General features: G+C 70.3%; 20 protein-coding genes, 2 tRNA genes and 1 pseudogene. 9 read left to right on the plus strand and 14 right to left on the minus strand.

Annotated elements, in window-relative coordinates:
* Nucleotides 1–952, minus strand: a pseudogene (locus ABD907_RS20565) (hypothetical protein); the annotation flags it as partial.
* A 299-nt stretch (nt 953–1,251) separates the two neighbouring features.
* On the opposite strand from ABD907_RS20565, the gene ABD907_RS20570 reads away from it, so the two are divergent.
* Nucleotides 1,252–2,268: a DNA topoisomerase IB gene (locus tag ABD907_RS20570; RefSeq protein ID WP_345219149.1), complete on the plus strand. Its 1,017-nt coding sequence runs from the start codon at nt 1,252–1,254 to the stop codon at nt 2,266–2,268.
* Nucleotides 2,269–2,441: 173 nt separating this feature from the next.
* Here ABD907_RS20570 and ABD907_RS20575 read toward each other — a convergent pair whose 3' ends face one another.
* The 6 genes from ABD907_RS20575 to ABD907_RS20600 all read right to left on the minus strand — a co-directional run bounded on the left by ABD907_RS20575 (nt 2,442) and on the right by ABD907_RS20600 (nt 8,797).
* A complete protein-coding gene (locus ABD907_RS20575) occupies nt 2,442–2,954 on the minus strand; it encodes an acyl-CoA thioesterase (RefSeq protein WP_345219150.1) in 513 nt (170 codons plus the stop codon).
* Between the two features lie 4 nt (nt 2,955–2,958).
* Nucleotides 2,959–4,641, minus strand: coding sequence for an energy-dependent translational throttle protein EttA (ettA, locus tag ABD907_RS20580; protein ID WP_345219151.1), 1,683 nt, complete (start codon nt 4,639–4,641; stop codon nt 2,959–2,961).
* 152 nt (nt 4,642–4,793) lie between these two features.
* Nucleotides 4,794–5,333, minus strand: a complete 540-nt coding sequence (locus ABD907_RS20585; RefSeq protein WP_345219152.1) for a single-stranded DNA-binding protein — start codon at nt 5,331–5,333, stop codon at nt 4,794–4,796.
* Between the two features lie 234 nt (nt 5,334–5,567).
* Complete coding sequence (locus tag ABD907_RS20590; protein WP_345219153.1) at nt 5,568–7,049, minus strand: GTPase; 1,482 nt, start codon at nt 7,047–7,049, stop codon at nt 5,568–5,570.
* Nucleotides 7,046–8,638: a GTPase gene (locus tag ABD907_RS20595; protein WP_345219154.1), complete on the minus strand. Its 1,593-nt coding sequence runs from the start codon at nt 8,636–8,638 to the stop codon at nt 7,046–7,048. Before ABD907_RS20595 ends, ABD907_RS20590 begins: the two co-directional genes overlap by 4 nt.
* Nucleotides 8,639–8,724: 86 nt before the next feature.
* A tRNA-Arg gene (locus tag ABD907_RS20600) sits at nt 8,725–8,797 on the minus strand.
* A 221-nt stretch (nt 8,798–9,018) separates the two neighbouring features.
* On the opposite strand from ABD907_RS20600, the gene ABD907_RS20605 reads away from it, so the two are divergent.
* The 3 genes from ABD907_RS20605 (at nt 9,019) to ABD907_RS20615 (ending at nt 10,593) form a co-directional block, all read left to right on the plus strand.
* On the plus strand, nt 9,019–9,705 hold the full coding sequence (locus ABD907_RS20605) for a phosphotransferase (protein WP_345219155.1): 687 nt from the start codon (nt 9,019–9,021) through the stop codon (nt 9,703–9,705).
* A gap of 88 nt (nt 9,706–9,793) precedes the next feature.
* Nucleotides 9,794–10,423: an oligoribonuclease gene (gene orn, locus ABD907_RS20610; RefSeq protein ID WP_425555808.1), complete on the plus strand. Its 630-nt coding sequence runs from the start codon at nt 9,794–9,796 to the stop codon at nt 10,421–10,423.
* 97 nt (nt 10,424–10,520) lie between these two features.
* Nucleotides 10,521–10,593, plus strand: a tRNA-His gene (locus tag ABD907_RS20615).
* A 96-nt stretch (nt 10,594–10,689) separates the two neighbouring features.
* Here ABD907_RS20615 and ABD907_RS20620 read toward each other — a convergent pair.
* Nucleotides 10,690–11,163, minus strand: coding sequence for an SRPBCC domain-containing protein (locus ABD907_RS20620; protein ID WP_345219157.1), 474 nt, complete (start codon nt 11,161–11,163; stop codon nt 10,690–10,692).
* Between the two features lie 16 nt (nt 11,164–11,179).
* Here ABD907_RS20620 and ABD907_RS20625 point away from each other — a divergent pair, with 16 nt between their 5' ends.
* Nucleotides 11,180–11,551 (plus strand): ArsR/SmtB family transcription factor, encoded by a 372-nt coding sequence (locus tag ABD907_RS20625; protein ID WP_345219158.1) that lies wholly within the window; start codon nt 11,180–11,182, stop codon nt 11,549–11,551.
* Nucleotides 11,552–11,568: 17 nt separating this feature from the next.
* On the opposite strand, the gene ABD907_RS20630 is transcribed toward ABD907_RS20625, so the two are convergent.
* The 3 genes from ABD907_RS20630 to ABD907_RS20640 all read right to left on the minus strand — a co-directional run bounded on the left by ABD907_RS20630 (nt 11,569) and on the right by ABD907_RS20640 (nt 15,214).
* Nucleotides 11,569–13,017, minus strand: a complete 1,449-nt coding sequence (locus tag ABD907_RS20630) for an aldehyde dehydrogenase family protein (protein WP_345219159.1) — start codon at nt 13,015–13,017, stop codon at nt 11,569–11,571.
* Between the two features lie 39 nt (nt 13,018–13,056).
* Nucleotides 13,057–14,169, minus strand: coding sequence for an NDMA-dependent alcohol dehydrogenase (locus tag ABD907_RS20635; protein WP_345219160.1), 1,113 nt, complete (start codon nt 14,167–14,169; stop codon nt 13,057–13,059).
* Between the two features lie 136 nt (nt 14,170–14,305).
* On the minus strand, nt 14,306–15,214 hold the full coding sequence (locus ABD907_RS20640; RefSeq protein ID WP_345219161.1) for an ATP-grasp domain-containing protein: 909 nt from the start codon (nt 15,212–15,214) through the stop codon (nt 14,306–14,308).
* Nucleotides 15,215–15,428: 214 nt separating this feature from the next.
* Between ABD907_RS20640 and ABD907_RS20645 the strand changes: the two genes are divergently transcribed.
* The 4 genes from ABD907_RS20645 to ABD907_RS20660 all read left to right on the plus strand — a co-directional run bounded on the left by ABD907_RS20645 (nt 15,429) and on the right by ABD907_RS20660 (nt 18,475).
* Entirely contained in the window at nt 15,429–16,325 is an 897-nt protein-coding gene (locus ABD907_RS20645) for a MetQ/NlpA family ABC transporter substrate-binding protein (RefSeq protein WP_345219162.1), read from the plus strand.
* Entirely contained in the window at nt 16,322–17,407 is a 1,086-nt protein-coding gene (locus ABD907_RS20650) for a methionine ABC transporter ATP-binding protein (RefSeq protein WP_425555807.1), read from the plus strand. Before ABD907_RS20645 ends, ABD907_RS20650 begins: the two co-directional genes overlap by 4 nt.
* Nucleotides 17,404–18,066, plus strand: a complete 663-nt coding sequence (locus ABD907_RS20655) for a methionine ABC transporter permease (protein ID WP_345219163.1) — start codon at nt 17,404–17,406, stop codon at nt 18,064–18,066. The genes ABD907_RS20650 and ABD907_RS20655 overlap by 4 nt, the downstream gene beginning before the upstream one ends.
* A gap of 88 nt (nt 18,067–18,154) precedes the next feature.
* Entirely contained in the window at nt 18,155–18,475 is a 321-nt protein-coding gene (locus tag ABD907_RS20660) for a hypothetical protein (protein WP_345219164.1), read from the plus strand.
* Between the two features lie 69 nt (nt 18,476–18,544).
* Here ABD907_RS20660 and ABD907_RS20665 read toward each other — a convergent pair whose 3' ends face one another.
* The 3 genes from ABD907_RS20665 to ABD907_RS20675 are packed head-to-tail and all read right to left on the minus strand — an operon-like array spanning nt 18,545 to nt 20,815.
* Nucleotides 18,545–19,456, minus strand: coding sequence for a carbohydrate ABC transporter permease (locus ABD907_RS20665; RefSeq protein WP_345219165.1), 912 nt, complete (start codon nt 19,454–19,456; stop codon nt 18,545–18,547).
* Nucleotides 19,457–19,463: 7 nt separating this feature from the next.
* Nucleotides 19,464–20,396 carry a carbohydrate ABC transporter permease gene (locus ABD907_RS20670; protein ID WP_345219166.1) on the minus strand — a complete coding sequence of 311 codons (933 nt, stop codon included), beginning with the start codon at nt 20,394–20,396 and terminating at the stop codon, nt 19,464–19,466.
* Nucleotides 20,393–20,815, minus strand: a complete 423-nt coding sequence (locus tag ABD907_RS20675) for an extracellular solute-binding protein (protein WP_345219183.1) — start codon at nt 20,813–20,815, stop codon at nt 20,393–20,395. Before ABD907_RS20675 ends, ABD907_RS20670 begins: the two co-directional genes overlap by 4 nt.
* Nucleotides 20,816–20,826 lie beyond the last annotated feature (11 nt).

Raw genomic sequence — 20,826 nt, forward strand, 5'->3', positions numbered from 1 at the left:
TCTCCAGGGCCTCACCGGTGGCGAACAACGGCCCGTTGAGCATCATCGCGGTCCGCACGAGCGTGGCAGCGCCCTGGCGGGTGAGGCCCAGACACATCGCGACCTCGGTCGCGGCCCGCGGCATCGTCGAGCGCCGCACACCAGTGCCGGGGCGTCCGGTACGGGTCGCGTCGGCATCGGGCACGCCGTACAGGTCACCCAGGCACTGCTCCAGCCGGGCCGCGGCCTGGCCCTGCTTGGCTTGGGCGTAGGAGACGACCCGTCCCCAGGCCACGACCGCATCGACCGCGTCCCCCTCATCCAGAGTGTTCAGATCCAGACGCTCGAGCAGGACCGCCAGCTCCACCCCCGTGACCGACGCCGCAGCCGCGACCACCTCCGCAGCCGACCCACCAGCGCAACCACCGGCACCGTCGGCACGGTCGGGATCGGCAGCGTCGGCATCGGCAGCATCGGCGTCGGCGGCATCGGCGGCATCGGCGGCATCGGCGGCATCGGCGGCATCGGGGGCATCGGGGGCATCGGGGGCATCGGCGACACTGCCGGCATCGGCGGCATCGGGGACATTGGCGGCATCGGGGACATTGGCGGCATCGGCGACATCGGCGGCATCGGGGACATTGGCGACACTGCCGGCATCGGGGGCGTCGGTGACATCGGCAGCATCGGGAGATGCGTTCTCACCTGGCCCGGACCCCGCCCCGGCCTCGCGGCTCACATGCCGCGCGAGCCGATACGCGGTCCGCCACCCCTCGCCTCGCCGGGCATCGACCGACCTGGTGAGGTCATCGAGAACGACGTGCGGGTCACCAGCATCACCGGTCGGCGCGGCGATGATCCTGACCGCCCGGAACATCAGTTGCTCCAGCACGCTCCACCCACCCGGACGGACCACACCCGCCGCGGGCCGCTCGCCAGGACCTTCACGCCCCGACTCCGATGCTTCGAACATACGTACAACACTAGACGAGCCCACCCACATCGGGTCCAGACCCTCCGAGAACTGTGGAAAACCCGAGCGATACACCATCTAAGGGCCCCGGGCACAACGCCATGAGTGCCGCACGAACTCCCCAGGCGCCATGGCTGCATTGCCAGAACTGCGCTGCTCTCCTGCCGTGGGACTGATGCCGGTTCAGATAGCTGCCGAGCACTGCCGCATGCGCTAGTCGCGACTGTGGCGCCGGCCCACGGCTTCCACCGAGCGGACTGTGACGACACATCGCACACTGGTCGCGTGCGAGGAGTTCGATGAGGCTGCGCCGGGTCCGCGTGCACGGCCCCGGCCTACGACGGCGGCGTGCCGGGCGTGGTTTCGTCTACCTCGACCAGGACGGCCGCCGCATCGAGGACCCGGAGGTCATCAGTCGGTGCAAGGGACTTGTCATCCCGCCCGCATGGCGTGACGTCTGGATCTGTCCAGTCGAGAACGGCCACATCCAGGCGGTCGGGACCGACGACGCCGGAAGACGGCAGTACCTGTACCACCCCGCCTGGCGCGAGAGTCGCGACGCCGCCAAGCACGAGCGCGTACTAGAGCTGGCGCGCCGACTGCCCACAGCACGGGCAAAGGCCACGAGCGACCTGCGCCAGCCCGACATGCCGCTTCGGCGTGCCCAGGCCGTCGCCTTCCGGCTGCTCGACCTCGGCTTCTTCCGCGTCGGGAACGAGTCCTACGCCCACAACAACGGCAGCTTCGGTCTGGCGACGCTGCTCAAGCGGCATGTCCGCATCGCTCGAAACGGAGAGATGACGTTCTCCTACGAAGCCAAGTCGGGTCAGTCCCGCAACCTCGTGCTCTATGACGAGGAACTGCTCGGGCCGCTCACGATGATGCGTCGTCGCCGCGGCGGCGGCGAGGAGCTGCTGGCCTACCGGTCGCCCTCCGGCTGGCGGAACCTGACAAGCACGGACATCAACGACTACGTCAAGGAACGGCTAGGACCGGACGCATCGGCGAAAGACTTCCGCACCTGGCACGGCACCGTGCTGGCGGCTCTCGAGCTTGCGGTGCACGCCCCGAACGCCACGAGCCGCACGGCATACAAGCGTGCGGAGCGCGCGGCCATCGCCACGGTAGCCGAGTACCTCGGGAACACCCCGACCATCGCGCGGTCTTCCTACATCGATTCCCGGGTCCTCGACATGGCCGAACGGGGCCGTTTCATCGACACCAGTCTCGCTCGCCGCACCGACAACCCGGGCGAGCCTGAACCGCCCGACACACACGGCGCGGTCGAACGCGCCGTGCTCGAGCTCCTCGGTTGATCACCGGAGAAGGGCACCCGGCCGGACCGGCAAGTCGGCTCGCGACCTACCAAGTAGGTCAGCCCCAGATCCGCGACTGATGTTCGTCTCGCCGCCGACGCTCAGCGGCTCAGCGGCTCACCGGCTCAGCGGCTCAGCGGCTCAGCGGCTCAGCGGCTCAGCGGCTCAGCGGCTCAAGATCGGCGCCGGAACGCCACCGGTTCATCCCGGTACACCTCCCAGGCGGCCCGCTCGTCGTCGGTCATGCGCCGCGGCTTGCCCGTCTTCTCGTCCACGAGCACCAGCGTGGTCATCGCACGCGCCGACGGCCCGTCCGGGCCGGCGACCTCGTAGCAGACGTCGATGCTGGCCCCACCGAGGTGCGAGATCCACAGCTCGACCTCGATCGGCCGCAGCGTGTACGGCAGCGGCGCGAGGTACTCGATCTCCTGTCGGGCGATGAAGGTGTTCGTGCCCGAACCGGGACCGGTGGCGAGGATCTTGGTGCCAGGTGCGTCGGGAGCGTCCGTCGCGCTGATGTCGCCGGAACCTCCCGCACCGGCGAACTCGGCGTCGCCGGGCGTGGAGGCCCAGAAGGCCGTGATGCGCGCCTCCTCGAGGAGGGTGAACATCTTGGCGTTGTTGACGTGCTGATACCCGTCGACGTCGCTCCACCGGATCTGGATCGGGATGACCAGGCGCGCCATGCCGTCAGTCGCGGGTGAGCTTGCGGTACGTGACCGAGTGCGGCCGCGCCGCGTCCGGTCCGAGCCGCTCGACCTTGTTCTTCTCGTACGACTCGAAGTTGCCCTCGAACCAGTACCAGTTGGCCGGCTCCTCGTCCGTGCCCTCCCACGCCAGGATGTGGGTGGCGACGCGGTCCAGGAACCACCGGTCGTGGCTGACGACGACGGCGCAGCCCGGGAACTCCAGCAGGGCGTTCTCCAGCGACCCCAGCGTCTCGACGTCGAGGTCGTTGGTGGGCTCGTCGAGCAGGAGCAGGTTGCCGCCCTGCTTCAGGGTGAGCGCGAGGTTCAGCCGGTTGCGCTCTCCGCCGGAGAGGACACCGGCCGGCTTCTGCTGGTCGTGGCCCTTGAACCCGAACGCCGAGACATAGGCACGCGAGGGCATCTCGACCTTGCCGACCTGGATGAAGTCGAGCCCGTCGGAGACGACCTCCCACAGGGTCTTGTTCGGGTCGATGCCCGCACGTGACTGGTCGACGTAGGACATCTTGACGGTCTCGCCGATCTTCAGGTTGCCGTCGTCGAGGGGCTCGAGGCCGACGATCGTCTTGAACAGCGTCGTCTTTCCGACGCCGTTCGGTCCGATCACGCCCACGATGCCGTTCGGCGGCAGCGAGAATGACAGCCCGTCGATGAGCTGCCGGTCGCCGAACCCCTTGCGCAGGTCCGAGGCCTCGATGACGACCTGGCCGAGCCGCGGGCCGGGCGGGATCTGGATCTCCTCGAAGTCGAGCTTGCGGGTCCGGTCGGCCTCGGCCGCCATCTCCTCGTACCGGGCGAGTCGTGCCTTGGACTTGGCCTGACGGCCACGCGCCGAGGACCGGACCCAGTCCAGCTCCTCCTTCAGGCGCCGCTGAAGCTTCGCGTCCTTCTTGCCCTGGACCTCCAGGCGCGCCGACTTCTTCTCCAAATAGGTGGAGTAGTTGCCCTCGTAGGGGTAGAGGCGGCCGCGGTCGACCTCCGCGATCCACTCCGCCACATGATCGAGGAAGTACCTGTCGTGGGTGACGGCGATGACGGCACCGGCGTAGTTCGCGAGATGCTGCTCGAGCCACAGCACCGACTCGGCGTCGAGGTGGTTCGTCGGCTCGTCCAGCAGCAGCAGGTCGGGCTGCTCCAGGAGCAGCTTGCACAGCGCGACCCGGCGCCGCTCACCACCGGACAGCACGGTGACGTCGGCGTCCGGCGGCGGGCAGCGCAGGGCGTCCATCGCCTGGGCGAGCTGGGAGTCGAGGTCCCACGCGTTGGCGGCGTCGATGTCGGTCTGGAGCTTGCCCATCTCCTCCATCAGCGCGTCGAAGTCGGCGTCGGGCTCAGCCATGAGCTCGCCGATCTCATTGAACCGTTGGACCTTGGTGAGGATCTCGCCGACGCCCTCCTGCACGTTGCCGAGGACAGTCTTCTCCTCGTTCAGCGGCGGCTCCTGCTCGAGGATGCCGACGCTGTAACCCGGGCTCAGTCGGGCCTCCCCGTTCGACGGCGTGTCCATGCCCGCCATGATCTTGAGGATCGTGGACTTCCCGGCACCGTTGGGCCCGAGCATGCCGATCTTGGCACCCGGCAGGAACGCCATGGTGACGTCGTCAAGGATGACCTTGTCACCGTGGGCCTTGCGTGCCCGGACCATGGAGTAGATGTACTCAGCCACTGCTCTCCGCATCACATACGTGGATCGGCCACCCTCGCCTGGGCGGCCACGTCGGTTCCAGGGTAGTCAGGACACAGCGATGCGGTGGAACCGAGAGGAATCTTGGTCCCTCAGACGCCTGCCGGGTGGGGCCGACGCCCCCACCGGCTCGGTCAGACGCCTGCCGGCTCGGCTTCGAGATCGTCCTCCAGCACCTCGGCCTCGTAACGAGCGCCGTCCGGTCCGGTCAGGGCGCCGTCGTCGTCCGACGCCGTCACGCCTGTGCCGCTCTCCGCTCCGGCGGCGGTGCCGTCGCCTTCTCCGGGCGAGTCACCGCCCTCGGACGACGACGACCGCACCGTGCGGGTGAACTTGGAGGTACCGGCCCGCAGGTCATGGCCGATCGCGTTGGCCGTGACGACCGACGTCGAGCGTTCGCCGTTCTCCCCCTCCCAGGTGTCGGTGCTCAGCGTGCCGCGCAGCACCACGGGCTGGCCCTTCCCCATGCTGGCGATCACGTTCTCGCCCAGCTCGTTCCAGACCTTGACGGTGAACCACTGGGTGGGGCCGTCACGGTAGGTGTCGGTCGCTCGCTCGTAGTAGCGGGGCGTCGATGCGACCCGGAAACGGGCGTAGCTCCTGCCGTTCGAGACGACCTGACGGACCGGGTCGCCTCCCATCCATCCGGAGACGCAGACCTGGATCTCGTTCATGTTGTGCTCCTCACTGGCGATCGCCCGACACGGTGCCGGCCGTCCAGGCACAGTGCCGGGGAGGTCGCGGGGTACGCAGAGGAGCCGCTCGCCGATGTGCACGGGGCGGCATGACGTGCGGCCTGTGGATGAGCTGGTCGAGCGCAGGGCGCCCGTGGCACCCGCATGCGTCGCCCAGGCCGCCGTGCAACAGACGGCAGTCGAGCACCTGGGCCGACGAGAGCCCGCCCGAGCTCAGTCCGAGAGCGCGGTCCGCAGCACGCGGTGCCGCTCGAGCACCGGGACGACCGGCTCGACGAAGGTACGGCCCACCACCTCGCGGACCCGCCGCAGGACCTCCGCCCGGTACTCCTGCGCAGCACTCTCCGCGTGCGTGCGCCTGGCCGCCACGCCGGCGCCGACCAGCGCGCCACCGGCCGCCACGAGCACCAGGGCCGGAACCACCAGTGCCAGGATCGGCACGTCGAGCACGGTGAGGCCCAGGATCACCCATACGACTGCGAGGCACGCCAGCACAGCGCCGAGCACCGAGAACCTGACCGCTCGACGGGACCCGGCCAGCGGGACGGGCACGGCCTCGACCTCTTCGGTCACGGCCGCACGGATGGTCTGTGCATCCGGCACGGCCGCCTCGACCGCCGCCGACCACCGGGGCGGGAGTCGCTGCCCCACACCGGCGACCCAACCGTCACGGACGGCCGCCACGGTCGACTCGGCGGGCGGTTCGGGCCGCGCGACAGCGCTCGGGGACGCCCCCTTCCCCGCGGAGCGCAGCGACGCCGTCACCGAGTCCAGACCCGCTGCACGAGCTAGCGCGTCGACCTCGGCGTCGACGTCGTCGACCTCGGGCTCGGCCGGCCCGACAGCCCCGGCGAGCCGCTTCGCGACGGCGTCGACCTCGGCCTGCGCGGTCCGCACGGTCACGGACGGGCGCGCGACCACCTCCGCGAGGATGGCGCGGACCTCGTCGATACCCGTGCCGTCGACGGCGGAGGTCGGGAGCACGCGCACGCCGTCCAGCCCGTCCTCGGCGAGGAGCGCGGAGATGTCGGTCATGATGCGCTCCACCGCGCCCTCGGGCAGCGTGTCCGCCTGGTTGACCAGCACCAGCATGGCGTCGCGACGCCCGGCGAGGCCGCGGAGGTAGCGCTCGTGCAGTGCCTCGTCGGCGTACTTCTGCGGGTCGACGACCCAGACGAGCAGGTCGACGAGCGGCAGCAGCCGGTCGACGAGCTCCGCGTGGTGCTCCGCGATGGAGTCGTGGTCGGGCAGGTCGAGCATGACCATGCCGTGCAGCGGGCGCTCGGCGTCGCCGTCGAGCAGGGACTCGCGCTGGATTCGGCGATCGGGGCTCACCTCGAGGAAGTCCAGCAGCGAATCCGCCTCCTCGCCCCAGACGCAGGCCGCGGCAACCTCCGTCGTCGGGCGCAACGCCCCCACGTCGGCGAACCGCAGGCCGGAGATGGCGTTGAACAACGAGGACTTGCCGGAGCCGGTCCCGCCCACGAGGGCCACCACCGTGCGGTCACCGCCGCGCTCCAGGCGGGCGGCGACCGCGTCCAGGTCACGGCGAGCCCGGTCCGCCAGGTCCGGATCGACGAGGTCTCCGGCGGTGTCGAGCCCGACGACGAGGGCGTCGGCGTGGTCGGCGAGCCTGGACGCCTCCATGGCCTCCGTGCCGGCCGGTGCGGTCTCGGACGTGGACGTGGACGTCATGCGTGCTCCTTCAGCTCTGAGGCGCGCAGCCGCAGAGCGGTGCCACGCCGGATCGGGAGTGCGTCGAGCTCGGCCAGGTACGGGGCGACGGCGGCACGCACCGCTGTCTCGGCCCTGTCGACGAGATCCGTGCGGGCCTTCTCGACTGCGCCGGGGGCGAGCCGTTCGGCGGCGTCGGCGGCGCCCGCGACACCGGCGGCCCCGACCGCGACGAGGCCGGCGAGCCCCTCGGGGCTGAGCGCCGATCCGCCGTCGCCGACGTGCTGGCGGACCGCAGCACGCCAGGCCTCGACGACCTGACGCGCCTCCTGCTCGGCCCCGTCGGGCTCCACCGACGCCAGCAGGCGGTCCGCGCCGAGACCGGTCGCGGACTCGGAGTCCGTCCACGCACTGCGCGCGTCGGCGGAGGCCCGGCGCAGGGCGTCCGTGAGGACCAGCCCCAGCGCGGCGGCCGACTCCTCGGCGAGCGACCGCGCGGCGGCCTCGCGTGCCGCCTGGGCCCGGCCGCGGAAGCCGCGGCCCACCCGCCGCTTGCGAACCAGGGGCGCCAGCGGGCCACCGGTCGAGGCCATGGCCAGCCACCGCGTCGTCGGCGCGCCCAGGCCGGCGCGGCCAGCGCTGATCGCCTCCCGAACAGCGGCGGCCTGCGCCTCGGCCGCGCCCTCGGCTCGCGCGCGAAGGCTGGCGGCCGCGTCGGCCTGCGCGTCCGTCCCGTCGGCGAGGGCGAGGATCTGCTCGCGCAGTCCCGTCCAGATGCCGCGGTTGGTGCGCCGCACCACGCCGGCCGCACGGGCGCGGTCCGCGACCAGGCGCAGCCAGGCCGCCAGCTCGGCCACGGTGGCCGGCTCGAGCGGGCCCTCGTGCGGTCCGACGTCGGGGATGACGAACAGGGGCGCCGAACCGAGACCCAGGCCGTCGAGGCGGCCCATCAGATCCTTGCGGACCTGGGCGAGCACCGTGCTCGGCACCCGGTTGAGGACGACGGCGGTGGTGATGCCGCGCTCGTGCGCGTCGGCGAGCAGCTTCCAGGGCAGGGCGTCACCGTACCGGGAGGCGGTCGTGACGAAGATCCACAGGTCGGCCGTCTCGAGCAGCTGGTTGGCCATCGACCGGTTGCGGGCGTCTACGGAGTTCAGGTCGGGCGCGTCGAGCAGGGCCAGACCGGCCGGGACGTCTTCCTGGGTGACGACGGTGCCCAGCTCGGTGAGCGGCCGGCCCTCCACGAGCGTCAGGTCCTCGGGATGGATCGCGACGACGGGCCGGCGGGTCGTCGGACGTAGCACGCTCGCCTCGGTGACCTCGGCCCCGAGGAGGGAGTTGACCAGCGTGGATTTCCCGACGCCCGTCGAACCGCCGAAGACGACGACGGCCGGTGCCTCCTCGTCACGCAGGCGCGGCAGCAGCCGCGTGCCGATCTGCGTCAGGACCCGCTCGCGCAGCGTCTGCAGGTCGGTGGCGCCAGGGAGGTCGATCGGGAAGGCGATGGCTTCGACGTCGTCCTGCAGGTCCGTGACGACGGCCAGGCGGGGGTGGCGCGACGTTGCGGCGGCCTCCTGGTTGGCGGAGGCGGGATGGGCGGGCGTGGTCACCCGCCCATTGTGAGGGGACAAAGCCCCGACGTGCGACGATTGTCTGCGGAGCGGCACGGATCGGCGTCGGTCGAGGCCGGTCTGGGCGCCCCCGGCAGGACTCGAACCTGCGACCTTGTCATTAGAAGTGACCTGCTCTATCCGCTGAGCTACGGGGGCACGGGCAGGCATCCGGTCGAGCCAGGCGATGAGCTCTTCCAACGGCACCGCATCCGTTGCCGCACGCCCGCGATCCCAGTATGCCGCACCAGATCTGAGCCCGTGGCGGGCTCGGACGCGGATCTGATCACTCCCGAAGTGGACGGCGATGGCGTTGACACGGCGCTGCGGCGTCGGTTCGCTGGCCGGGTGCCCCACCTCGCCGACCGACGACGGCGACCGTGACCGGCCAGGCCGGTCGCCTCCTGGCCCGCGGGCGGGACGCCGACATCTACGACCTCGGTGGCGGACTCGTCCTGCGCAGGGCGCGGGACGGGCGGAGCCTGGCCACGGAGGCGGCGCTGATGGCCGCGGCTCGTGCCGGCGGAGCCCCCGTCCCGGCCGTGCACGAGGTCACCGACGACGGCGGGATCGTGCTCGACAAGGTCGTCGGCCCGACGCTCCAGGCGGAGCTGGTCCGCCGGCCCTGGCGGACCAGCGCCGTGGCGGGCCTGGTCCACGATCTGCACGAGGCGGTCCATCGCGTGCCCGCCCCCGCGGAGGTCGCGCCGAGCGGGATCCCCGGCGACACGCTGCTCCACCTCGACCTGCACCCGATGAACGTGCTGATGAGCCCGGACGGCCCGGTGCTCATCGACTGGGCGAACGCACGGTCGGGGCCACCCGAGGCCGACCTGGCCAACACCTGGATCATCCTGGCAACGTCCACCGTGGACGCGCCCTGGTGGATGCGAGCCACCGTCGCGACGTTCCGGAAACGGTTCGTCGCCGACTACGCGGCCGGCCTCGATCAGGCGGCCGTGACGGCGGTGCTTCCGGAGATGGCCGCACGGCGGGCCCGGGATCGGAACGTGCGCGACGACGAACGTCGCCGGCTCGAGGTTTGGCTGCGGCAAACGGCCGGCTAGCGGCAGGCCCGTCTGTGACGGCACGTACCCTGTGCGGGTGAGCCGACGAACCACCCTGAAAGACCCGATTGTCTGGATCGACTGCGAGATGACGGGTCTGGACCTGGACAAGGACGCCCTGATCGAGGTGGCGGTGATCATCACCGACTCCGAGCTCGTGCCCGTCGACTCCGGGATCGACCTGACCATCGCTCCCACCGAGGGCACGGTCGAGCAGATGAACGACGTCGTGCGTGCCATGCACACGACGTCCGGCCTGCTCGACGAGCTCGACGACGGCCTGAGCGTCGAGGAGGCGCAGTCCAGGGTCCTCGAGTACGTGCGCGGCTGGGTCCCCGAGGCCCGCAAGGCGCCGCTGGCCGGCAACTCCGTCGGCACCGACCGCACGTTCCTCGCCCGCGACATGCCCGAGCTCGTCGACCACCTGCACTACCGGATCATCGACGTGTCCTCCATCAAGGAGCTGGCCCGCCGGTGGTACCCACGTGCCTACTTCCACTCCCCCGCCAAGGCCGGCGGGCACCGAGCTCTCGCGGACATCCTCGAATCGATCGACGAGCTGCGCTACTACCGGGCAGCTCTCTTCCCGAAGGGCGAAGGTCCGGACTCCCCGACGGTGAAGGCGGCCGCCGAGGCCGTGGCCGCCGACCCGACCGTCGGGGTCCTGCAGAAGCTCGCCGCCAAGGCGACGTGGGCTTCGGAGGGCGACGCAGGGTGACCCAGACCACCGCTCAGGGGTTACGGAAGGTTGCTATCTGTCGGCTATGCTCGTGGACTGCTGCCACGGGGTGACACAAGTCCCGACGGCGGCGATGGTGGGTGTAGCTCAGCTGGTAGAGCGCCGCGTTGTGGTCGCGGATGTCGCGGGTTCAAGTCCCGTCACTCACCCACGCGAATGAGGCCCGGATCTCGACCGTCAGCATGGTCGAGACCCGGGCCTCGTCTCGTTTCGCCGGGGCGCCCCTCCGGCGTCCCGTGTCAGAGCTACTTGTAGAAGCCCTCCCGCAGGTTGATGCCGTGCTCGACCCACGCCTTCAGCGCGTTGAGCATGCTGGTCCAGCCCTCGCAGTTGCCGAAGGCGTTCCTCGCGCCATCGGCCGTGGGAAGCCACGACGACTCCGAGATGGTCACGAGGGTGCGGGTGTCGCCGTCGATCGGCTCGAACTCGAAGGTCGTGGTCGTCACGCCCTTCTCCGTGGTTGCCTCCCCCTCCCACTCGATGACGATGCGCCGAGGCGGCTCCGCGCTGACCACGGTGACGGGAAACGCGCCCGGGAAGTCGTGGAAGCCCCAGGTGACGTCGTTGCCCGGCTCGAGGCGTCCACGCGCCCCGCCGGTCGTGAAGTACTTCGAGAGCTGTTCGGGGTCGGCGACGGCCTCGTAGACCTCGACACAGGGGCGCGAGACGCGTCCCGACACGGTGAAGGTGAGCTCGGAGAGCTGGGTCGTGGTGTTCATGTGATATTTTTACAACGTGTCGAGCACCGAAGACAAGGGGTCGGACGACGATCTCGTGTTCAAGGCCCTCGCCTCGCCCACGCGGCGCCGCATGCTCGACGCGCTGAAGCCGGGCTCGCGGACCACGGGCGAGCTGTGCGACCACTTCCCCGAGCTGGACCGCACCACGGTTCTGCAGCATCTGCGCGTGCTGGAGCGAGCAGATCTCGTCATCGGTCGCAAGGTCGGCCGCGAGCGCCACCTCACGCTCGCCCCGACCCCCCTCAAGCGGATCTACGACCGGTGGATCGGCGAGTACGCGCGTGCCGCCGTCGACCTGCTCGACCGCCTCGACGACGGACCGTCGGCGGCGACCGGACGAGGTAACCGGGCGCCGCGCGATCAGTAGCGACGCACGGTGCCGGGTCAGGTGCCGACGTTGACCCAGACGCCCTTGGTCTCGGTGAAGGAGTCGAGCGCCTCCCCCGACATCTCGCGTCCCCAGCCGCTGGCCCCGAAGCCGCCCCACGGGGCCGCCGGGTCGAGCATCGGCAGCGTGTTGACGTACACCTCGCCGGCCCGGATCTGGTGCGCCAGCCGGTGCCCCTGTGCGACGTCGGAGGTCCAGACGCAGGCCACCAGCCCGTACTGGGTGTCGTTGGCGCGGGCGACCAGCTCGTCCGGGTCGTCGTAGGAGATGACCGGCAGGACCGGTCCGAAAATCTCGTCCCGGGCGATCTCCATGGAGTGGTCGACGCCGCGGAACAGGGTCGGCTCGAAGAAGTACCCCGAGCTCAGGTCACCGCCCGCCCGCTTGCCGCCGACCACGACCTCCGCACCCTCGGCGACGCCGCGCCCGACGTAGCTCTCGACCTTCTCGAGGTGCTCGGCGGAGACCATCGGGCCGAGCTGGCTGTCCGGAGACGTGCCGGGGCCGACCTTCATGCCCGACATGGCGCCCGCCAGCTTCTCGGTGAACTCGTCGACCCGGCTGGAGTCCACGTAGAACCTGCTGTACGCGGCGCACGCCTGCCCGCTGTTGACCAGCCCGCCGAGCAGGTTGCCGGTGACGGCCGCGTCGATGTCGGCGTCCTTCATCACGATGCTGGGCGCCTTACCGCCGAGCTCGAGGCTGACCCGCTTGAGGTTCCCCGCGGAGGCGCGGACGATCTCTCGCCCCACGTCCGTCGACCCGGTGAAGGAGACCTTGTGGACGCCGTCGTGCTCGACGAGGCGCCGCCCGACCTCCGGGCCGCCGGTCAGGACGTTGACCACGCCCGCGGGGACGCCCGCCTCGGCGCACAGCTCGGCCAGCCGGAGGGTGGTCAGCGGCGTCTGCTCGGCCGGCTTGACGATGACCGTGTTGCCCGCCGCCAGCGCGGGCGCGAGCTTCCACACGGCGATCGAGAGCGGGAAGTTCCACGGCGTGATCAGGGCACAGACACCCACGGGCTCGCGCCGCGTGTAGTGCAGCATGCCAGGCACCGACACCGGGGAGACGGTGCCGGCGAGCTTGGTGCACCAGCCGGCGAAGTAACGCAGCATGTCGGCGGCGCCGGCCATGCTGCCCTGGGCGAAACCGACGGACTGTCCCTGGTCCTTGCTCTCGAGCTCGCCGAGCTCGCCGGCGTGCTCCTCGACGAGATCGGCGAGGCGCCACAGCAACCGTCCGCGTGCGGAGGGCTGCATCCCTCGCCACCCGGGGTCGGCGAACGCCCGCGTGGCCGCCTCGACGGCGGCGTCGACGTCGGCCTCGGTCGCCTCGACGGCTGTTCCCAGAGTCTGGCCCGTGGCCGGGTCGAGGGTCTCGAACGTCGTCGTTCCCGCGCCGGCGGTCCACTCGCCGCCGATGAAGAGCTGACCGTTGGATGTCATGAAACCTCCTGGTAGTGCGCCGGGCGCGTCGCTGCGACCTCAGTCGAAGAGGACCATGCCCCGGACGTTGCGGTGCGTGCGCATGTCTTCGTATCCCTGGTTGATCTCGGCGAAGGGGTAGGTCCGAGTCACCAGCTCGTCCAGCAGGAGCTCGCCCGCCATGTACAGGTCGAGCAGCCGCGGGATGTCGTAGCGGGGGTTGGCGCCGCCGAACAGGCATCCGACGACACGCTTCTGGTACGCGGCCATCTCGAACATCGGCATGACGACCCGATCGTCGGTGACCGGGGCGAGCGAGGTCAGCGCCACCGTGCCGAGCTTGCCCACGAGGGACAGGGCGTCCCCGATGACCGCGCCGGTCGCGACGTCGACGGTGACCAGTGCCGACTCAGCCATCCTGCCGCGGGTCATGTCGGGCAGGGCCTCCCGCGCCTCGTCCGCGCTCGCGAAGGCGTGGGTCGCGCCGAACCGCTTCGCGTGATCGCGATTGAACTCCGAGGGGTCGACGGCGAGGATCTGGCTGGCGCCGGCCATACGGGCGCCCTGGACGGCGTTCGCGCCCACGCCGCCGATGCCCAGCACCACCACCGTGTCCCCGGCCGAGACCTCGGCGCCGTACACCGCTGTCCCCCAGCCGGTGGTCACGCCGCACCCGACGAGGGCGGCCTTGTCCAGCGGGACATCGTCCCTGATCGGGATGACCGACGTCTCGCGGACCACCGTGTAGGGCGAGAACGTCCCGAGCAGACACATCGTTCGCGCGTCGCGGCCGCCCACGTGGTGGCGGGCGGTGCCGTCCCGCTGCAGGCCGACGGTCAGCTCCGCCCCCTCGTCGCAGAGGTTCTGGTGCCCGTTGGCGCAGCACCAACATCGGCCGCACGCCGGGATGAAGCTCAGGACGACGTGGTCGCCCTCCCGCACGCTGCTCACGCCGGGCCCGACCTTCTCGACGACGCCGGCGCCCTCGTGGCCGCCGATCGCCGGGAGGTTCTCCATGGGCAGGTCCCCGACGCGGACGTGCTCGTCGGAGTGGCACAGCCCCGATGCGGCGAGCCGCACCAGCACCTCGCCGTCACGCGGATCGTCGAGCTCGATCTCCTCGATCGTCCAGTCCTGGCCGTACTCCCACAGCACCGCGGCCTGCGTCCTCACGAGAGCCTCCTTGCTCCACGGGAAGGGTCCCTGCTGCGGAGACGCTATGCCGCGGGCCGGCGGCGGAGAATGGCACTTTCGTCAGACGGAAGAGCGGTGACGAGTCTCCCGGCCCGACGCCACCCGAAGGCGCGTCTCACCAGAAGGCGCGTACGGCGATCGCGTCGGCGAAGTCCGCGACACCCGTCGGGGAGGTCGCGAGGTACAACGAGGCGTCCACCAGGGCCACCTCCATCACGTGCATCTGGTCGTTCTCGCCCTCGGCGACGTCGATCCGGCAGAAGATCAGCTGTTCATCGCGCCCCATCCGGTCCTTGATGTAGGAGTGGATCGCGGTGCGGGCCTGCTCGGCCAGGCGCCACTCGGCCTCGTTGGCCTTGCGAGCGTGCACAACCTCCTGGGGCTCGAGCTCGGGACGGAACGGTCCCTGGAGCATGGCCTCCTTCTCGACGGCGTGCGAGACCAGCCCGTTCATGAAGATCAGCGCCGTCTCACCGCGGATGTCCACGGACTCCAAGTACCGCTGGACCATGACCGACCGGTCCTGGGTGAGCAGGTCCATGGCGTGGTTGATCGCCTGCCGCCGGGACGTCGCGTCGACTGCCGTGTAGCGGCCGGTGTCACTCCCGCCCGAGGAGACGGCGGGCTTGACGACGAAGTCGCCGTTGGCCGGGAACCGGGTGTGCAGCTGGTGCTTGGAGTAGTTCTTGACCGGCTCCAACCAGGTGGTGGGGATGATCGGCAACCCGCGCCGCTCGAGCTCGAGGAGATAGTGCTTGTCGGTGTTCCAGCGCAGCACGTCCGCGTGGTTGACGAGGCGCGGCACCGTCTCGGCCCAGGCCAGGAACTCCTCGCGGCGGACGGCGTAGTCGTGCACGGAACGGATCACGACCATGCCCTTGGACCAGTCCACGTCCGGGTCGTCCCAGGCGGCGATCCGCACGTCGATCCCGCGGTCCGCCAGCGCGTCGGGCAGGGGTGCGTCGTCCTCGTCGAGGTTCGGCACGTCGGAACAGGTGGCCAGAGTGACGATCGGCTTTGACACCCGGTCAACGTACCGTGCGAGCGCGCAACGGCCATTCGGTGGGCCCTGCGGGCCCGTGGACGTGACCTTCACCTCACGTGACCCCCGGGGCGGCTCGGATGCTGAGATGCCGCAGGTGACGGCTCGCCTGGACGAGGTCGGCACGGTTCGCTGAGAAGACGTCGAGCCGCCGTCCGGGCGCTCCTGAACCATCCCTCCTGCCGAAGGACCGACCATGACCTACGCGCGCCGCGGTGCCGTGCTCGCCGCATCCGCCGCCCTCGCCCTGACCCTGTCCGCGTGCGGCGGCGCCGCCTCCTCCGACGCTGAGGCCGAGAAGGGCAGCGAGGAGAACCCCGTCCGCATCGGCGTCGTCGGCGCCTCCGACCCCCAGTGGCCGATTTTCGAGCGGCTCGCCGAGGAGGACGGCATCCACGTCGAGATCGTCAACTTCAGCGACTACACCCAGCCGAACCCGGCGTTGTCGCAGGGCGAGCTGGACCTCAACCAGTTCCAGCACATCCTTTACCTCGCGCAGTACAACGTCGCTGACGACCAGGACCTCACCCCGATCGGCGCCACCGCCGTCTACCCGCTCGCCCTGTACTCCCTCGAGCACGGCGACGTGGAGGAGATCCCCGACGGCGGTGAGATCGCCATCCCCAACGACGTCACCAACCAGGCGCGGGCACTGTTCGTCCTCGAGGAGGCCGGGCTGCTCACCCTCGCCGAGGACGCCGGCGTGGTCCCCGACCCGACCGACATCGTCGAGGAGGAGTCCTCCGTCACCGTCTCCCCGGTGGACGCGAACCAGACCGTGGTCGCGCTCGACTCCGTGGACGCGTCCATCGTGAACAACGACTTCGTCGACGACGCCGGTCTGGACCCGAGCGACGCGCTCTTCCAGGACAGCGCCGAGTCCGAGGGCGCCCGTCCGTACATCAACGTCTGGGCTTCTCGCGGCGATGAGGCGGACAACGAGACTTACGCCCGACTGGTGGAGATCTTCCAGCAGGAGGAGGTGACCGACGCGCTCCTGGAGAACTCGGGCGGCACCGCCTCCCTGGCCGACCAGCCCGCCGAGGAGCTGCAGGAGATCCTCGCCGAGGTCGAGGCTAGCCTCAGCGAGTGAGCACCACGAGCGCGACGAGCACCACCCCGAGCAGCGCAGCGTCGAGCGGCATCATCCGCCTCGACGGCGTGCACAAGACCTTCGGCCGGGGGGCCGGGGCCGTGACCGCCGTCGAAGATCTGACCCTGACGGTCCAGCCCGGTGAGATCTTCGGCGTCATCGGCTACTCCGGTGCCGGGAAGTCCACGCTCGTGCGGCTGGTCAACGGGCTCGAGACCGTCACGTCGGGAACGGTGGAGGTCGACGGCCGCACGGTCTCGGCGATGTCGGAGCGGCAGCTGCGAGCGCTGCGGCCCGACATCGGGATGATCTTCCAGCAGTTCAACCTCTTCACCGCCAAGTCGGTCTCCGAGAACATCGCCTACCCGTTGCGGGTGGCCGGCTGGGACAAGACACGGCGCGAGGAGCGGGTCACGGAGCTGCTGCGGTTCGTGGGTCTCGAGGACAAGGCCAGGGCGCGGCCGGCGGAGCTCTCTGGCGGTCAGAAGCAGCGCGTCGGCATCGCCCGCGCCCTGGCGTCCCGGCCGAAGATCCTGCTCGCCGACGAGTGCACCTCGGCGTTGGACCCGGAGACCACCCGTGACGTGCTCGGGCTCCTCCGGCGGGTCAACGCCGAGCTCGGCGTGACGATCGTGGTCATCACCCACGAGATGGACGTCGTGAAGTACCTGTGCGACCGGGTCGCCGTCATGGAGGGCGGCCGCGTCGTCGAGCTGGGGCCGGTGTACGACATGTTCGCCCACCCGCGCGAGGAGGCCACCCGCCGTTTCGTGGGCACCTCGCTGCGCGACCGACCGAGCCCGGAGGTGCTGGCCCGGTTGGCGGCCACCCACCCGGGCACGCTGGTGACCGTGGCGATCCAGGAGGACACCGGGTCCTCCGCCCGGATCATGCGGACCTTCGCCGAGCACCACGTGGACGGCGCGATCGTCTACGGCGGCATCACCGAGATCCGTGAGCGGCCGTTCGGTTCGCTCACCCTGTCCCTCTCCGGCGAGGAGCACGCGGTCCGCCGGTCGCTCGCGGCGTTGCGGACCTTCACCTCGGTCCAGGAGCACACGGACCTGGAGGTGGGGCGATGAAGTTCGACTGGGCACAGAACTGGCCGATGTTTCTCGAGGCCTTCGGGGAGACCCTCTACATCGTCGGCGCCGCCCTGGGCATGGGCGGGGCCTTCGGCCTCGTCATGGGCGTGGTCCTGTTCGTCACCCGCAAGGGTGGCCTGCTCTCCAGCGGCTGGGTCTTCACCGCGCTGAACGTGCTGGTCAACTTCGTCCGGCCGATCCCGTTCATCATCTTCCTCACCGCCATGGGCCCGGTCACGATCGCGCTGACCGGCACCCGGATCGGCACTGAGGCGTTCATCGTCCCGGCCGCCTTCATGACCGCGTTCGGCACCTCGCGGATCGTCGAGCAGAACCTCGTCGCACTGGACCCGGGCATCATCGAGGCGGCCCGCTCCATGGGCGCCTCGCCCCTGCGGATCATCCTCACGGTGATCATCCCCGAGGCGCTCGCCCCGTTGATCCTCGGCTACACGTTCATCTTCATCGCCGTCGTCGACATGTCGGCGCTGGCCGGCATGGTGGCCGGTGGCGGCCTGGGCCACTTCGCCCTGACCTACGGCTACCAGCGCTTCGACTGGGGCGTGACGTACCTGACGGTGCTTGTGATCGTGGCGCTGGTGCAGGTGGTGCAGTTCTTCGGCAACTACCTCGCCCGGAAGGTCCTGCGCCGCTAGGGGCCGCGGGGCCAGGTGTTGCGGGGCCAGGAGGCCGGACCGACAGGCTCACCGGTTGCCGGCCCGGGTCGGGACTTACGGTAGGGGCATGGGCCTGCGCGACGCGTCCGACGTGAGAACGGCACCACTGACGGGCATCGGCCTGCTCGGCGCCTACGTCACCGCCCGGGAGACGGGTATCCGTCCCCTCGGTGGCGTCGTCCTGGCGCTAGCCGGCGGCTACGCCGCCCGGACGTGGGCGGTGCGCGACGGCGCGGCGACGGCGGTCGGTCTGGGCGCGGGCTACGTGGCCGCCTTCGGACTGTCCCACCCGCTCGCCAAGAAGATCGGGCCCTGGCCCTCCGTGCTGGCCGTCGCCGCCTCGCACGCCGGTGCCGCGCACCTGCTCTCGGACCGCCGCGCCCGCTGACGGCGCCGGTTACGCCCGCCGGCCCACGGCGCCGGTTACGCCCGCGGACGACGGGCATCGGTTGCCGTCTCATCCCTTGATCGAGCCGCTCGCCAGGCCGGCAACGTAGAACCGCTGGAGCGCGACGTACAGGATCACGCACGGCACCATCGCGACGACGGCACCGGCCGCGATGAGTCCGAAGTTGATGTCGCCGTACGCACCCTGCTGCAGGTTCACCATGCTCACCGGCAGGGTGTAGAGATCCTGGTCCGTCAGGAAGGTCAGGGCGGCGAGGAACTCGGTCCACGACGCCAGGAAGGCGTACAGCGCGGCCGTCGCGGCGCCCGGTGTGATGAGTGGACGGAGCACCGAGACAAGCATGCGGACCGTGCCGGCACCGTCGACGTGTGCCGCTGCCTCCAGCTCCTCGGGCACCGCCTCGAAGGCGTTGCGCATGACGAATACGCAGAACGGCAGGTTGACCGTCGTGTAGAAGAGGACGAGCCCCAGTAGCGAGTCGGTCAGCCGCATCGTGCTCAGCTGCAGGTACAGGGGCGTGAGGATCGCCTGGAACGGCACCATCATCGTCAGCAGCACCAGCCCGAACAGCCATGGCAGCAGCCGGAACCGAAACTTCGCGAACCCGTAGCCGGCCAGCGTCGCCAGGAGCGCCGTCAGCGCCGCCGTCGAGATCGAGACGGTCAGACTGTTGAGGATCGAGCGCCCGAGCGCACCCTGCGAGCCGAGCTGGCGGAAGTTGCTCAGCGTCCAGTCGAAGAAGGTGGCCGGGTCCGGCGCGTTGACGATGACGTCACCGGGCTGGACCGACCGCACCAGGGCGAAGGCGAGCGGCACGAGGAACACCAGGCACGCTCCCCCACCACCGAGCACGTAGAGCAGCCGCTTCACCCGTGTCTCACGAGTCGACCGGTCGGGGCGTTCGGCCGGCCGCGCGGCGCGCAGGAGCGTGGCGGGCCTTGCGGTGGCAGTGGCAGTCATGGGGACCTCAGTCTCGTTCGCGGAGCATCCAGAACTGGATGGCCGTCACCAGCGCGGTCAGGAGGACGAGGAGCAGCGACATCGCCGTCGCTGCTCCGAGCTGCAGGTCGACGAAGGCGCGGCGGTAGATGGCCATGACGACGGTCGTGGTCTCCGAGCCCGGCCCGCCCTGGGTGAGAATGTAGAACTGGGTGAACGCCAGGAACGAGCCGATGACCGAGATGATGACGCTCATGGCGATAGCCCGCCGGATCATGGGAATCGTGACCTGGCGCTCGGTCTGCCACCACGAGGCGCCGTCGAGCTCGGCCGACTCGTACACCTCTCGTGGGACGCCCTGCATGGCGGACATCAGGAGAATCATCGTCAGGCCCGAGACTCCCCAGATGACCAGGACGCAGATGAGCAGCGTCGCCAGCGGCCCGTTCACGAGCCAGGCCGTCGTGCCGTCAGTGATGCCGAGGGCCCGCAGCACGATGTTGATCGCTCCACTTCGCGGCTGCGCCTCGAGGAGCGTGATGAAGCTGATCGTCGTGAGCCCGACGACGAACGGCAGGAAGAACACGGTGCGCAGCAGCGTCGACCCGCGGCGGTTGGACCGCACGATCACGGCGAGCGCGTACCCGAGGGCCAGGATCGGTCCCGTGACGATGGCCGTGTACACGAAGGTGTAGAGGATCGACCGGAGAAAGATCGGATCGTTGAAGGCCAGGGCGAAGTTCTCCAGGCCGATGAACTCGTACGACCCGATGAGCGGGAAGCTGGTCAGCGAGATGTAGCCCGCCGAAAGCAGCGGCACGAACACGAACACGACGACGAGCACGACGGCGGGCAGCACCAGCAGCAGGCCGGTTCGCCTCGGGTGGGTCAGCGAGCCCTCGTGCGGTCGGCGCCGTGCGGGTCTAGGTGCCGGTGCGTTGCTGGCGGTGCGGGCACTCATGCGTCCCCCTGTCGCAGGATCTGGTCGTACCGGGACTGGGCGTTCTCCATGGCGGCGTCGACCTCGCCGTCGAATACGGCGGTGCGGAACATCTCCAGCCACGGCCCGTCGCTCTGGTTGTAGATCCGGTTGTAGGACAGCGAGAGAGGCGCGTAACCGGCGTCGAGGTTCTCAAGGGGTGCCACGGCATGCGGGAAGCGCTGTCGGAACTCCTCCGTGGCGGCGTCGGAGCGGATCGGGGTGTACCCGCCGGCGGGCAGCTCGGTCTGCTGCTCGATCGCCAGGCAGAACCGCACGAACTCCCAGGCGGCCGAAGGGTTTTTGCTGCCGTTCGGGATCGAGAAGTTGTCCCCGCCGTCGAAGAAGTTCTGTCCGCCGTCGGGGCCGGACAGGAGGCGGACCTCGACCCGGTCGAGCAGGGCGGGATCGG

This window comes from Georgenia halophila (assembly GCF_039541595.1).